Raw genomic sequence first — 14,408 nt, 5'->3', positions numbered from 1 at the left:
TTATGAGTGAAGAAATATTGAGATTAGAAAATATAATTCAATTTAAGGAAGAAAGAAAAGTCCTAGATAACTTTAATCTACGTGTTTTAAAGGGGGAAATCATGGGACTAATATTTCTTAATGACTATGGCAAGGAAGCGCTTATTGAATTGCTTTGTGAAAATGTCCCGATACATTATGGCCGGGTTTATTTTGATGAAGTTTTGATAAATAATTATGAGTATAGCAGCCAAAGGAGGAATAAGGTTGCTATTATAGATAAAAAAAGTAGATTAGTTGATGATTTAACAGTTTCAGATAATGTTTTTGTAATTCGTAAAGGATTCAAAAAGTATTTAATTAATAGAAATATACTTAACTCTCAACTTAAGATATTTATGACTGAATTGAATATTAATATTGATGGAAATAAAATAGTACGTAAATTATCAGCTTTTGAACGATGTGTCGTAGAAATTTTAAAAGCTATGATAGGAGGAATTAAGCTAATAGTAGTTAAGGACTTAAGTAATTATTTAAGTTCAACTGAATTAATAAAATTTCAGAATATTATTAAATATTATTGTGAGGCTGGAATAGCCTTTATTTATATATGTAGCCATCATGAAGAAGCTTATAAAATATGCAATAGACTATACTTATCTGAAAATGGAAGGATACAAAAAATACTAAACAAGAATGACTTTACTGAAGAAAAGATTGGTCCTTATATTATTGATTTTAATGAAATTAAGATCAATGAGTTTATAGAAGAAAATAAGGAAGGAATATTAAAATTTAAAAATATATGGACTAAAAATTTAAAAGGAATGAACTTCAAAATAAAAAAAGGTCAATGCACAATAATTTTAGATTTAAGTAATACAGCACTAGAAGAAATAGTAAGCCTTATTAATGGAAATTTACAACCAATCAAAGGAAGTTTGCTTTTTGAAGGAAATAATTATTTTAAGAAAAAACATATTAATATTATAAAAAATGGTGTAGCTTTTATTGGAGAAGAACCAATTAAAAATATGATATTTGAAGAGATGAGTTATATGGATAATTTATGCTTTTTAATAGATAGGAAGAAAAATGGAATCTCTTTAAGTAGAAGGATTAGAAAAAGTATTGTAAATGAATATGAACCTTTGGTAGGAAAAGATATATATGAAAAAGATATTTCAAATTTATCACTTACAGCTTTATATAGTCTTATTTATTATAGAATTCATTTATACAATCCTAAAATAGTATTTTGCTTTCAGCCTTTTTATGGCGCGGATATGTATTTAAGAAAACATATAATTAACTTGATAAATGAACTTAAAAAAAGAGGTATTACTGTTATTATTATTGGAATAGCTCTTGAAGATTCATTAATTCTTGGTGATCATCTTATTGTTATAGAAGAGGGAAAAGTAAGAAATGAATATGATAGAAATGAATTTAATTATATAGATAAAGTAAACGTTTAAAGAACAAAAAAATGACCCTGTAAATCCAAAGTTTGCCCCCTTACTGTAAAAAATATGAAATGTTATACTAAAGATGTTAAGAGAAGCAGTAGGGAGGATGGTTTAAATGGAGGATTATATAGTTGAGGCAAAGCATGTAACAAAAAGCTTTTCTGGGGTAAAAGCATTAGATGATGTAAGCTTTAATTTAAAAGCTGGAGAGGTTATGGCACTACTAGGAGAAAATGGTGCAGGTAAATCAACTCTTATGAAAATATTAAGTGGTGTTTATACAAGAGATTATGGTGAAATAAAAATTTTAGGAGAAAATGTTGGAAATTTAACTCCTAAAAAAGCCCAAGAATTAGGAGTTGCGATTATTCATCAAGAAATAAGCATGTGCCCACATCTTTCTGTTACAGAAAATATTTTTCTAGGGCGTGAAAAATCTCATTTAGATATTCTTTCTAATAAAGAAATGAATAAGGAAGCAAAAAAAATCTTAGATAGAATGAATATTGATATTCCACCAGATACTATAGTTGGAGAACTTTCAGTATCTAAGCAGCAAATGATAGAAATAGCTAAAGCAGTTTCAACAAATGCAAGAATATTAATAATGGACGAGCCTACATCTGCATTAACTTCTAGAGAAATTGATGAGTTATTTGAAATTATTGAAAGGTTAAAAAAAGACGGTTGTGGCATAGTATATATATCTCATAGATTAGAAGAACTTCAACATATAGTTGATAGAGTTACAATAATGAGAGACGGAAAATATATTACATCTATGAATTTTGAAGATACTACAATGACTGAAATTATTTCTAACATGGTTGGAAGAGAAATAAAAGAAAAATTCCCAAGAGTAACATGTAAGAGAGGGAAAAAGATTTTAGAGATAAAAAATTTAAGGTCTGGAAAATCAGTTAAGAATGTTAATTTTAATCTATATGAAGGAGAAATTGTTGGTATAGCAGGTTTAGTTGGAGCAGGACGTACAGAAACAACAAGGGCAATTTTTGGAATGGATCCAAAAGAATCTGGAGAAATTATTTTAGATGGTAAAAATATTAAGATAAATAAACCTTTAGATGCTATTAAAGCAGGAATAGTTCTTGCTCCAGAAGATAGAAAAAAAGATGGATTATGTACAAAATTAAGCATTAGAGAAAACGTTTCCTTACCAAATTTAGATTTACTTTGTAGTAAATTTGGAGTTGTAAATAAGAAAAAAGAAAAAGAAATGACTAATAAGGCAGTTAATGATTTTAAAGTCAAGTTAGCTAGTATAGAATTGAATGCTGGAAGTCTTTCAGGAGGTAATCAACAAAAAATCGTTGTTGGTAAATGGTTAGCTAGGAATTCAAGAGTTGTAATTTTTGATGAGCCTACTAGAGGTATTGATGTTGCAGTAAAGGTTGAAATTTATAATCTTATGAACAAATTAAAGCAAGAAGGAATTGGCGTATTATTTATATCTTCTGAATTACCAGAAATAATGGGAATTAGTGATAGAATCTTAGTTATGTGTGATGGAAGAATAACAGGAGAATTAGATATAAATGACGCTACCCAAGATTTAATTTTAGAATACGCTACTAAATTTGAAAGTAAGGATTTAGTTAATTAAGCTAAGGAGGGGTTAAAAGTGGAAAATGTTGAAAAACAAGGAGCAATGAGAAAATTATTTAAAGTGAGAGGTATGGGGCAAGTAATTACAGTAACCTTTGGGCTTATTATTCTTTGTGTAGTGTTTGGTATTTTAAATCCTATTTTCTTTTCAAGTCAAAATGTAGGTAATTTACTTAGACAAATAGCACCAATACTAATAATTGGTATTGGACAATCCTATGTTTTAATAACAGGAAATATTGATTTATCAATTGGTTCAGTAGTTGGTATGAGCTGTATGATTGCAGCAACTCTTATGACTAAGGGTGTAGGGCCTATGCTTGCTGTATTAATTACATTAGTATGTTGTTTACTTCTAGGCGTTTTAAATGGAGCATTAGTAGCAAAATGTAAATTGCCACCATTTATTGCAACTTTAGGTACAATGACTATAGCAAGAGGTATAGCTCAAATTGTAAATAATAACTATAATACAGATTCAATTGGTAATGCAGCAAAAGGTTTTAGAAATTTATTTTATTATGGGAAAACCTTAGGACTTTATAATACAATTTGGATTGCAATTTTATTATGGGTTGTTTTCAATTTTATTTTAAGTAAAACTCGTACCGGTCGTCATATTTATGCTATTGGAAGTAATGTTGAAGCAGCTAAGCTATCAGGTGTAGATATAGCAGCTACAACAACAAAAGCTTATGTTGTAAGTGCATTTTGTGCTTGTATAGTTGGATTAGTTATATGTGCTACAAGTGGGATGGGAACAATGGATGCAGGTAATACCTATGAGATGTATGCAGTTGCAGCATCCGTAATAGGAGGAGTAAGTACCCTTGGTGGACAAGGTATTTTACTTGGAACTGTAATAGGAGCTTCCATTTGGGGTGTATTACAAAATGGATTACAATTTGTAGGTGCACCAGTAGCTATAAGAAATATAGTAATTGGTATAATAGTAGTTGTATCTGTATTATTAGATATAATACTTAGAAGTGGGAAATTTAGAAGATCTAAATTAACAAACGATAAAAAGAGGGTAATAGAAAATAATGAAAATAAAGTTGAGAAATTATAGCGAAAGCTTTAATTAAAAATAGGAGGTTTTATTAATGAAAAAGAAATTAATATCATTAGTTTTAGGATTAACAGTTTTAGGAACAGTATTAACAGGATGTAGTGGAAAAGCAGAAGAAACTGGCGGTAAGTCAGAAGGAAAGAGTAAAGTATATTTAATTACTATGGACCAAATGGATCAACATTGGGTTAACGTAGATGCAGGGGCTAAAAAAGCTGCTGGAGAACTAGGAAATATTGAATATACTTGGCTAGCACCAGATGTTAAAGACGATGCTAAGCAAATTGAAGCAATTAATAATGCAGTAGCAGGAGGAGCAAATGCAATACTTTTAGCAGCAAATGGACCAGATGCTGTAACTCAAGCTCTAGAAGAAGCTAAAAATGCTGGGGTTAAAATAATTTATGTTGACTCTGCAGCAGATTTTCCAGCAGAACAAACATTAGCAACAGATAATGAAGCAGCAGGAAAAACAGCAGGAACAGAAATGATAAATGCTTTAAAGAAAGCAGGAGTTACTGAGGGATCCATTGGTATAGTAAATGTTAACTCTGCAACAGCTTCAACTGTAGCACGTGAAAAAGGTTTCCGTTCAGCTTTTGATGGTACAAGTTTTAAAATATTAGAAACTCAATATGGTGAAGGTGATGCTGCAAAATCAAAGGAAATTGCTGCTAACTATATTACTCAAGGTGTTGTAGGTATATTTGGTGCTAATGAAGGTTCAACAGTAGGAGCAGGTAACGCTATACAAGAATCAGGTAAAAAAGTTATTGGTGTAGGTTTTGATAAGTCAGATATGATTCTTGAATTAATAAAGAATGGACATCTTCTTTGTACAATGGCTCAAAATCCAGATGTTATGGGATATGAAGGTATGAAAACTGCTGCTAAAGTATTAGCAGGAGAAAAAATAGAGAAGAAAAATGTTGATACTGGAGTTTCTGTTATAAACGCTGAAGCTTTATAATCTCTATTATATTCAAATAAATTCCAGCCCGAAGAAAAAATAAAGTTGTTATGGTAAATTCATAACAACTTTATTTTATATTATGATATAATTAACATAATATATTTTATGAATGTGAGATGGATAAAAATGAATTATAAAGAGCTACAGCCTGACTGTGAAAAGTGTTTTGGGCTATGTTGTGTTGCATTATACTTTTCAGCTATTGATGGATTCCCTGTAAATAAAGATGCAGGAAAACCTTGCATTAATTTAAAAGGAGATTTTAAATGTAAAGTTCATGGAGAGCTAAATAAAAAAGGATTAAAGGGCTGTATAGCGTATGACTGTATTGGTGCAGGTCAAAAGGTAGCTCAAGTTACTTATTTGGGACATGATTGGAAGAAAAAGCCTGAATCTTCAAAGCAAATGTTTGATGTTTTCATTATTATGAAGCAACTTCATGAAATGCTTTGGTACCTTAATGAAGCTGTTAGATTGCAATATAATAACAATATTAATAAAGAAATGTTGATTAAAAAAATAGATGAAATAAAGAATATAACAAATTTAGAAGCAAAGTCAATTATAAAATTAGATTTAATATTAACTAGAATGGGAGTTAATAAGTTGCTTTTGCAAACAAGTGAATTCCTAAGGTTAAAAGTTAATAGTGATAAAAAATCATTAAAAGGTAAAAAAGCTTTAGGCGGAGGCTTAAATCTTATGGGAGCTGATCTTAGAAAAAAGGATTTAAGAGGTGTAAATTTAAGTGGGGCCTTTTTAATTGCAGCAAATTTAAAAAATGTAGATTTAAGTTGGACAGATTTAATTGGTGCTGACTTAAGAGATGCAGATTTAAGCGGAGCTAATTTAAGAAATAGTATTTTTATAACCCAAGCTCAAATTAATAGTGCTAAAGGTGATGTTAATACAAAATTACCTGAATCCCTTAGCAAACCAAATCATTGGTTAATATAAGAGAATAAATAGCAAGAGATATCGTATTACTTATAATGATAGTACGATATTTTTTTATTAATAATATTAATGGAGGAATTTTATGGTTATTACTGATAAAATAATAAAAGGGAAAAATCTAAGGTATATACTTCGCTGTCCAATAAAAGAAGATGCTGAAGAATTATCTAAATTAAGAGTTAAGATAGATGGAGAAACAGAAAATCTTGATAGGGAATCAGGGGAAGGGTTATTAACCAAAGAAGACTTTGAAAGAATTATTTATGAAGACTCAATATCTAAAACAAATATATTTTTAATAGCAGAGGCAGAGGAAAAGATAGTAGGATTCACGAGGTGTGAAGGAAGTAAATTAAGTAAATTTAGACATAAAGCAGAATTTGGAATATGCATATTAAAAGAATATTGGGGATATGGAATTGGTAAGGCACTTATAGAAAGTGTACTAATATGCGTAAAAAATACCGAAATTAAAAAGATATCATTAACAGTTGTAGAAACAAATAAAAAAGCAATTGAGATATATAAAAGATATGGATTTGTACAAGAGGGATTATTAATAAATGATCGTATTCATAAAGATGGTAATTGGTATAATACAGTTATTATGGGGAAATTTTCGGAATAATTTGATATAATATAAAAAATATTTAAATTCAAAATAAACTTTTTTATACATAGCGTAAATGAAGAAGAAATAAAAAAATAAACTTAAATTGGAGTGAAATTAATGGATAATGTAAATAATGAATTATTAGATAGACGTATTATTATAAAAAAATATATAAATGAGGAAGAAAATAATAGAATAAAAGAGTTAGAAGATGTTTGTATAGAAGAAGATGAGGTAAATTTAAAGCTTGAATTAGAGTATAGAGCACAAGTTTATAAGGAGTATAAAAAATCTCCTAATGATATAAATGAGTTTTTATATTATGTAAATAATAAATTAATAGGTTATTTAGGAATATCAAGTTTTGGAAGAAATATTGCAGAAATAAATGGAATGGTTCATCCAAGATTCAGAAGGCAAGGAATATTTTCTAAGCTTTTAAGTATATCACTAGATGAATGTAAAAAAAGGAACTTTAACAATATATTATTGCTTTGTGATGATAAATCAAAAGCTGCAAATGAATTTATAAAAAGTATAAAATCTAACTATTCATTTTCTGAGTGCAGAATGAAATGTACAAATTGGAGTGCACAACCTAGTGAAAAAAATATTATTTTAAAAGATGCAAAAAATAAAGATATATGTGAAATAGAAAATTTAAATGAAATTTTCTTTGGACTAGCTAGTAGCGAACAAATATTACCAGAAGATGAGGAAAAAAATAATATTATAACTTATTTAATTCAATTAGATAATAAAATAATTGGTAAGATAAAAGTTGACAAAGAATTAACATCAGCTTTTATTAGTGGATTTGGAATAATTCCTGAATTTAGGAATAAAGGATATGGAAAGGCAGCATTAACAGAAGTTTTGAATAACTTAAAGAAAGAAGATATAAATACAGTTGGTTTAGATGTGGAAATAAGAAATAAAAATGCATTGAATTTATATAAAGCTTGTGGATTTAAAGAGCAATCAATCATGAATTATTATGAAGTAAATATTTAAATCTTATGTATTTATAGTATTAAAGAAAGTATTATGTATTAGAATTTAACTAGTTCTTAAAGAAAACTATAAGTTATCTTTGAGAACTCTTTTATTTTTTAGCTTTAATTATAAATTCGAATAAAACTTACACAGATTCAGATTGATTTATGTTTCTTAATAAAGTATATCTTTCAGTAGGTTAAAATTTAACTATTAAAGTATGAAATATATTCTAAAAGGATAATATTTTATTGAAAAACAATAAAATATTATTGACTTACTATAAATATTCAATTATTATATAAGATATAACGGGAAGGGAGATATGTATGAAAAGGAATTTAATAGTTTTAATTAGTACTATTTTATTATTAGTAGTAAGTATTTTCTTTATAGGATGTTCAAGTTGTAAAAGTAGAGATAAAGTAAGGGAATATAATGTTATAGTTTTCAATAATTGTAAAGAGCCTATAAAAAACTTTGGTTATAAAACAAATAATTCGTCTGGTGGAGCTAGTTATGCAGATAGTAGCCTAATAAAATATGGAGATAATATGAAACTGCTTATAATGAGTAATGACTTTGTATTAAGCGTTACTGATAAGAATAATAATACATTTAATAGTCAACAATTTAATATTGATCTTACAAATAAAGAGAAAATATATAAAGTTTCAGTAGAAAAAACTGAAAATGGTATATGGGAATTTAAATTAGAGGGATAGTAAAATAAGTATTTTATCATGTATTAATTTATTACTTAGGAGATTAATGGGGATTATATATAATTAAGTATGTTTTATAATAAATTAGATAAATATTTATATTATTTAGAAGGATTTTGAGAAATGTTAATATATTTGTGTTATAATTAGTATACAACAGGTAGTTCCTAAAAGTTTTTAGCTGTAGGGACTACCTTTTTCATTATAAATCAAATACATAAGGAGGTAAATTTATGTTTAAGATAAATGATTATGTTGTATATGGTTCAAATGGAGTTTGTATGGTCAAAGATATAGAAAAAGTGACCTTGAGAAGTGAGGAATTGGAGTATTATATTTTATCTCCAGTTTATAATGATAGGATGACTATTAAGATTCCTGTAAACAATAAAAAAATATCAATGAGAGAGCTTATGACAAAAGTTGAAATAATGAATTTAATTGGAGAAATTTCTAAAAATGAAATTGTTGAAATAGAAGATTCAAGAAAGAAAGTTGAAGAATATAAGGCTATCATTAAAAAAGGAAATGCTGAGGATCTGATAAAGGTTATAAACTCTATAAAATTAGAAGAAAATGAAAAAAGTTTAATAGGTAAAAAACTTAATAAAACAGATGAAGATATTATGCTTAGTGCTAGAAAGCAGTTATATCAAGAAATGGCAATAGTATTAGCAATTAATGTAGATGAAGTACAAGATTATATTAAAAGTAATATGTAAATTTAAATTAATAATTTATAACATTTATAGGTCTAGAAATCAAAATCCTATATTTTATAGTTAAATGTTATATAATAATTATGGATATATAATTTAAGTTAAATATATAAGGTTATATATATAATATAAAGTTAAGTACAAATTATATTAATAAGAAAATAATAATACATTCTTTATATTTTTATAACTTATATATAAATGATCTAGACTTAAAATGACTGTTACACAATTATTGTGAAGCAGCCATTTTAAAGTTATTTTTTTAAAAGTCATATCAAAAAATTCAGTTCTACACACTTAATAAATCAAATCAATTATAATTTCATCACAAATTACAAATTTTAATTAAAGTAAATTTATCATGTTTAGTAGTTTCATATTTAATTATATTAATAATTTCATATCCATTAGTAATACCAACCTTATAGAAAATACTGCTCTTATATACAAATTTATTCTCAACAAATTTAGAAGTCTTAACTTAATATATAATTGGAAAATAGTTGGGCCTTAGGGATGATATTAAATTAAGGTAGAATTAAGGATAGCTAAAATCAACATTAAGATTGGCCATATATAATTAGCTCATAAAGTTAAAGAGGAGAGTAGTTATGAGCCAATATATTGTTAAAACAGAAAATTTAATTAAAAAGTTTAATAATGTAAATAGTGTAGATAACATAAATTTAAAGGTTAGAGAAGGAGAAATTTATGGTTTTTTAGGTCCAAATGGAGCTGGAAAATCTACAACTATAAAAATGATATTAGGATTAATAAAACCTAATAGTGGAGAAATAAGTGTTTTTGGAAAATCAATTAAGGATGATAGAGAAGAAATATTAAAGAATATAGGTGCTTTAGTTGAAAGTCCTTCTTATTATGGACATTTAACAGCTTATGAAAATTTAGATATATTAAGAAGAGTACTAAAATTAAGTAAAAGTGAAATAGAAGAAAAGTTAAAATTAGTAAGTCTATGGAATGCTAAAAATAAAAAGGTTAGAGAGTTTTCATTAGGTATGAAACAAAGATTAGGAATAGCACAAGCACTTATGGGAAATCCAAAGCTTTTGATTTTAGATGAACCAACTAATGGATTAGATCCGGCCGGAATTATAGAAATAAGGAATTTAATAAAATATTTAGCTAAAGAAAGAAATATTACAATAATTATTTCAAGTCATATATTAAGTGAAATTGAATTAGTTGCTACAGAAGTAGCTGTAATAAATAAAGGGAAATTATTATATCAAGGATCATTAGATAACTTAAAGAAAAATTCAACTAATGAAGTATTAATACGTCTAGAAAATCATGAGGATAAGGAGTTAGTATTTAAGCTACTTATCTCTAGAAAGTATAAAGTTCAAGAGGATAATGGAACATTAAAAGTTAAAGGAAATAGTATATCTGCATCTACCATTTGTAGAGAACTTATTATGGCAGGATATGATATTAACTATTTATCACAAGAAAAAAGCTCTTTAGAGGAAATATTCTTAGGATTAACTAAGGAGGTTTAAGTCATGTTAGTAAATTTAATAAAAAATGAATTTAGTAAAGAAAAAAGAAATCTAGTAATTCTATTTATATTAGCAATTCCACTAGGTGTAGCAGCCCTCTTATGTATAGATTTTTTTATAAGATATGAAAGTTGGCTATTACCTCAAGCTATGGAAAAAGGTTTAACATCATGGCAAGTTCTAATTAAAGAACAAAGAATACTGTATTTCAATGATTTTATGCCTATGTTTGCTGCATTGATTTTAGTTACATTATTTGAAAGTGAATATAAAAATAATTCATGGACATTTTTATTAACTCAACCAATAAAAAGGAGTAATATATTAATATCAAAATATATAGTAGCAAGCTTTTATTCTACAATAATGCTACTTTTAAATATGATTTCCTTAATAATAGTAGGAATAATATTTAAGTTTAAAGAGCCAATACCATGGAAGTTTTTAATCGTTATGTTTGTAATACAATTAATATCATCATTAGTAATAATGATTATACACTTATTTATAAATTTGAAAAATAAAAATTTACTTATATCTTTATGCATATCAGCAGTGCTAAGTGTTGTTTCTTCAAATATCTATTATAATGGATTCTTTATTAAAAATATTAATCCATATGGATTTTCCTTATTTTCAATAACTCAAGGGAAAAATGAAATAACTTTAGTTTTAATTATATCAATATCTATATTATTAATAGGCTCTTTGTTAGTTAAAGCTTATTTTAATAATAAGAAAATTTATTAGATGGAGGGATAAACGTGGAATTACTAAAAGTAGAATTGTTAAAAATTAAAAAGAGCTATTTATTATTTTTAGCTATAATTATCCCAATACCAGTAGTACTAGCAATAATGAAAAGAATACAGACAATGGGGAGTATGGTTGGAATAAGTATTAATGAAGAAATATTTATGTTTTCAGCAATTGCTTATTTATCATTCCTTTTACCACTTCAAAATATATATACAGCATGTGTGATAACTAAAGTTGAAAATGATAATTGTGGTTGGAAACAATTAATGCTTTTACCTATTAAGAAAAGTAGTATTTATTTTTCAAAATACAAAGTGATGTTGATTGCATTAAGTATTTCAATATTATCATATATTACTTGTATAGTTTTATCTGAATTTTATTTGAATAAAAGTATAAGTTTCAATTTCCAAATATTATCATACGGAATGCAAATTTTTATAACAACTTTGCCTATATTAATTTTATTATTTATAATTGGGAGAAACTTTTCAAGTATAATACCATTAATTTCAATTGGAATTATTATGTTGATTACAAATATATTTATAGCACAAAGTAGATTCTGGATTTATGCTCCTTGGACATATTCAATTATGATATTTGGAGGAAATATAAGTGATTTTGAAAGAAATATAATACTATGTATATCCATATTAATATCTATTTTGATGTTTTTTCTAGATTTCATGAGCTTTACCAAGTCAGATATAAAATAAAAAATAGTTATGGTAAAATATAACTAATAGATTAAATATTAAAAAGGAGTTAACATCATGATTACGGATGAAATATTAAATAAGAAAGTATTATTAGTAGATGATGAAAGAGAATTATTAACATTATTAAAAGAAGTATTTATAAAAGAAGGATTTAGACAAATATATGAAGTGGATAATGGCATAGATGCAATATTATCAGTTAAAGAAAAAAATCCAGATATAATAATTTTAGATGTTAATTTACCTGATATAGATGGATATAAAGTTTGTGATAGAATTAGAAAATTTTCTACGAGTCCAATAATATTTTTAACTGCAATGGGTGAAGATGAAGAAAAAATTAAGGGGCTAGAAGCTGGTGGAGACGATTATGTAACTAAGCCTTTTAATATCAAAGAAGTTGTTCTTAGAGTTAAATCTCAACTAAGAAGAGGTAGTTTAGTAAGTGAAATTAAAACTAATATATATACTTTTGGAAATATATCTATTAATGAGGAAACAGGAGAAGTAAAAAAAGGTGAAGAAAATATATCACTAACAGCTAAAGAATATTCACTAATTTTATTTCTTGCCAAAAATATTAATAGAGTATTTAGTAAAAGCTCATTATGTGAGGAAGTTTGGGGATATGAATATGATGGATATGATAATACAATTATGGTTCATATAAGACATTTGAGAGAAAAGCTAGAAGATAAACCAAGTGATCCAAAGCATATAAAAACTTTAAAGGGGATTGGCTATAAGCTAGTTGATTAGTATGAAAGTAAAATTAACCATTAAGTTACTTATATCTATGATCATAGTTTATTATATAACTATGACAGTTTATGTAGTGCTAAACTTAGTAATATATAATAGTAATATAACTTTTGGAGAAAAAGTTTTTAGTGTATCATTTAATATTTCAAAATTTATGGAACAATATATAGAAGATCTTGAAAAAGGTAATGATTTTAGTTTAGATGATAATAATATAAATAAATTAACTCAAAATAATATATGGATACAGGTTTTAGATAAAGAAAATAAGGAAGTATATGAAGTAAATAAACCTGAAAATATACCAAATAGTTATCTTACGGCAGAATTAATAGAATTTATACAAGATCCATGGGGAAGTAGTGCACCTACTACTATTTCTACCAATAATATAGCTAAAGGAAATGAGAACTATACATTATTAATTGGGTTTCCAATAGATAAAATTTTCAGATTTAAAATGACACTTACGGATGAAAGTTTTAAATATCATATTTCAATAATTATTTTTTCATTAATTCTAATGACTATTGTGGCGTACATATTTAGTAGGAATTTAGTTAAGCCAATGGTATCAGTTGTTGAAGATATTGATGATTTAAAAAATGGAATATATATAAATAAGAAAAATAAGCAAGGAATATTTAAAGAAGTAAGTAAGAATATTAATAATTTATCACTTATTTTAAAGGAGAATGAGCTTCAAAGGAAAGAAGCAGATAAAGCAAAAGAAGAATGGATAGCTAATATTAGTCATGATTTAAAAACTCCATTAAGTTCAATCAAAGGATATGCTGAACTATTAAAGGGAGATCAATATGAAATAAATATTGAAGAAGCAAAAAGATATGGTACTGCTATTTTAGATAACAGTAACTATATTCAAGAGTTAGTGAATGATTTATCTTTAGTTTATAAATTGAAGAATAAAGTACTGCCTATTAAATTTAAAGAAGAGAACTTAATTAATTTATTACAAGAAAGTATAATAGATTTATTAAATAATAGTAAGTATAGCAACAGAGAAATAAATTTTAATTATTATGATGACAATATAATATTAGATTGTGATAAAAAATATTTAAAGAGAGCTATAAATAATTTTATAATTAATTCCGTAGAACATAATTCTAAAGATACTATTGTTATCGTTTCTGTTTTAAAGAAAGAGAATAATATAAATATAATAATAGAAGATAATGGCTATGGAATAAAAGAAGAGGATTTTAAGAATATTTTTACTAGATATTATAGAGGCGTAAATACAAGTTCAGCTTATAATGGCTCAGGACTTGGAATGGCAATAGCTAAAGAAGTAATAGATTGTCATGATGGAGTAATTAATATAGAAAGTGAAGTTGGATTAGGCACTAAAATAATTATAGTTTTAAAGAATTAATTATCTATGAAATATAATCGAAATTAATTGATAATAATTATTGAATTGGATATAATATAAGTATATTATAAGAAAAATATTAAAAATGTTTTAGAATATGTATAAAAA

At 26.0% G+C, this 14,408-nt stretch carries 14 protein-coding genes; all 14 read left to right on the top strand.

The window, feature by feature from the left end:
• The first annotated feature begins 2 nt into the window (after window positions 1-2).
• Window positions 3-1,460 (top strand): ATP-binding cassette domain-containing protein, encoded by a 1,458-nt coding sequence (locus AAT22_RS12675; RefSeq protein WP_047001482.1) that lies wholly within the window; start codon window positions 3-5, stop codon window positions 1,458-1,460.
• Between the two features lie 106 nt (window positions 1,461-1,566).
• Window positions 1,567-3,075, top strand: a complete 1,509-nt coding sequence (locus AAT22_RS12670) for a sugar ABC transporter ATP-binding protein (protein ID WP_016206683.1) — start codon at window positions 1,567-1,569, stop codon at window positions 3,073-3,075.
• 45 nt (window positions 3,076-3,120) lie between these two features.
• Window positions 3,121-4,149, top strand: a complete 1,029-nt coding sequence (locus tag AAT22_RS12665; RefSeq protein ID WP_047001529.1) for an ABC transporter permease — start codon at window positions 3,121-3,123, stop codon at window positions 4,147-4,149.
• Between the two features lie 34 nt (window positions 4,150-4,183).
• Entirely contained in the window at window positions 4,184-5,119 is a 936-nt protein-coding gene (locus AAT22_RS12660; protein WP_016206685.1) for an ABC transporter substrate-binding protein, read from the top strand.
• A 129-nt stretch (window positions 5,120-5,248) separates the two neighbouring features.
• Window positions 5,249-6,079: a pentapeptide repeat-containing protein gene (locus AAT22_RS12655; RefSeq protein ID WP_016206686.1), complete on the top strand. Its 831-nt coding sequence runs from the start codon at window positions 5,249-5,251 to the stop codon at window positions 6,077-6,079.
• A gap of 82 nt (window positions 6,080-6,161) precedes the next feature.
• Complete coding sequence (locus tag AAT22_RS12650; protein ID WP_016206687.1) at window positions 6,162-6,707, top strand: GNAT family protein; 546 nt, start codon at window positions 6,162-6,164, stop codon at window positions 6,705-6,707.
• A 102-nt stretch (window positions 6,708-6,809) separates the two neighbouring features.
• Window positions 6,810-7,706, top strand: a complete 897-nt coding sequence (locus tag AAT22_RS12645) for a GNAT family N-acetyltransferase (protein WP_047001481.1) — start codon at window positions 6,810-6,812, stop codon at window positions 7,704-7,706.
• Window positions 7,707-8,017: 311 nt separating this feature from the next.
• Complete coding sequence (locus AAT22_RS12640; protein WP_016206689.1) at window positions 8,018-8,413, top strand: hypothetical protein; 396 nt, start codon at window positions 8,018-8,020, stop codon at window positions 8,411-8,413.
• A gap of 233 nt (window positions 8,414-8,646) precedes the next feature.
• On the top strand, window positions 8,647-9,135 hold the full coding sequence (locus tag AAT22_RS12635) for a CarD family transcriptional regulator (RefSeq protein WP_016206690.1): 489 nt from the start codon (window positions 8,647-8,649) through the stop codon (window positions 9,133-9,135).
• A gap of 611 nt (window positions 9,136-9,746) precedes the next feature.
• Complete coding sequence (locus AAT22_RS12630) at window positions 9,747-10,658, top strand: ABC transporter ATP-binding protein (protein ID WP_047001480.1); 912 nt, start codon at window positions 9,747-9,749, stop codon at window positions 10,656-10,658.
• A gap of 3 nt (window positions 10,659-10,661) precedes the next feature.
• Entirely contained in the window at window positions 10,662-11,408 is a 747-nt protein-coding gene (locus tag AAT22_RS12625; protein ID WP_047001479.1) for an ABC transporter permease, read from the top strand.
• Window positions 11,409-11,422: 14 nt separating this feature from the next.
• The gene (locus tag AAT22_RS12620; RefSeq protein ID WP_047001478.1) at window positions 11,423-12,136 is read left to right on the top strand and encodes an ABC transporter permease; all 714 of its coding nucleotides are present in this window, start codon (window positions 11,423-11,425) and stop codon (window positions 12,134-12,136) included.
• Between the two features lie 57 nt (window positions 12,137-12,193).
• A complete protein-coding gene (locus AAT22_RS12615; RefSeq protein ID WP_047001477.1) occupies window positions 12,194-12,898 on the top strand; it encodes a response regulator transcription factor in 705 nt (234 codons plus the stop codon).
• 1 nt (window position 12,899) lies between these two features.
• Complete coding sequence (locus AAT22_RS12610) at window positions 12,900-14,300, top strand: HAMP domain-containing sensor histidine kinase (protein WP_047001476.1); 1,401 nt, start codon at window positions 12,900-12,902, stop codon at window positions 14,298-14,300.
• The last annotated feature ends 108 nt before the right edge of the window (window positions 14,301-14,408 follow it).

Origin of the sequence: Clostridium sp. C8 (genome assembly GCF_001010885.1) — a bacterium.
GTDB lineage: Bacteria > Bacillota > Clostridia > Clostridiales > Clostridiaceae > Clostridium > Clostridium sartagoforme.
This window is presented reverse-complemented; position numbering and strand designations above follow the sequence as displayed.

What these genes read in the sequence shown, in the direction of transcription:
- AAT22_RS12675 (WP_047001482.1), top strand. Translation starts at nt 3, where the DNA reads ATGAGTGAAGAAATATTGAGATTAGAAAATATAATTCAATTTAAGGAA.
- AAT22_RS12670 (WP_016206683.1), top strand. Translation starts at nt 1,567, where the DNA reads ATGGAGGATTATATAGTTGAGGCAAAGCATGTAACAAAAAGCTTTTCT.
- AAT22_RS12665 (WP_047001529.1), top strand. Translation starts at nt 3,121, where the DNA reads ATGAGAAAATTATTTAAAGTGAGAGGTATGGGGCAAGTAATTACAGTA.
- AAT22_RS12660 (WP_016206685.1), top strand. Translation starts at nt 4,184, where the DNA reads ATGAAAAAGAAATTAATATCATTAGTTTTAGGATTAACAGTTTTAGGA.
- AAT22_RS12655 (WP_016206686.1), top strand. Translation starts at nt 5,249, where the DNA reads ATGAATTATAAAGAGCTACAGCCTGACTGTGAAAAGTGTTTTGGGCTA.
- AAT22_RS12650 (WP_016206687.1), top strand. Translation starts at nt 6,162, where the DNA reads ATGGTTATTACTGATAAAATAATAAAAGGGAAAAATCTAAGGTATATA.
- AAT22_RS12645 (WP_047001481.1), top strand. Translation starts at nt 6,810, where the DNA reads ATGGATAATGTAAATAATGAATTATTAGATAGACGTATTATTATAAAA.
- AAT22_RS12640 (WP_016206689.1), top strand. Translation starts at nt 8,018, where the DNA reads ATGAAAAGGAATTTAATAGTTTTAATTAGTACTATTTTATTATTAGTA.
- AAT22_RS12635 (WP_016206690.1), top strand. Translation starts at nt 8,647, where the DNA reads ATGTTTAAGATAAATGATTATGTTGTATATGGTTCAAATGGAGTTTGT.
- AAT22_RS12630 (WP_047001480.1), top strand. Translation starts at nt 9,747, where the DNA reads ATGAGCCAATATATTGTTAAAACAGAAAATTTAATTAAAAAGTTTAAT.
- AAT22_RS12625 (WP_047001479.1), top strand. Translation starts at nt 10,662, where the DNA reads ATGTTAGTAAATTTAATAAAAAATGAATTTAGTAAAGAAAAAAGAAAT.
- AAT22_RS12615 (WP_047001477.1), top strand. Translation starts at nt 12,194, where the DNA reads ATGATTACGGATGAAATATTAAATAAGAAAGTATTATTAGTAGATGAT.
- AAT22_RS12610 (WP_047001476.1), top strand. Translation starts at nt 12,900, where the DNA reads ATGAAAGTAAAATTAACCATTAAGTTACTTATATCTATGATCATAGTT.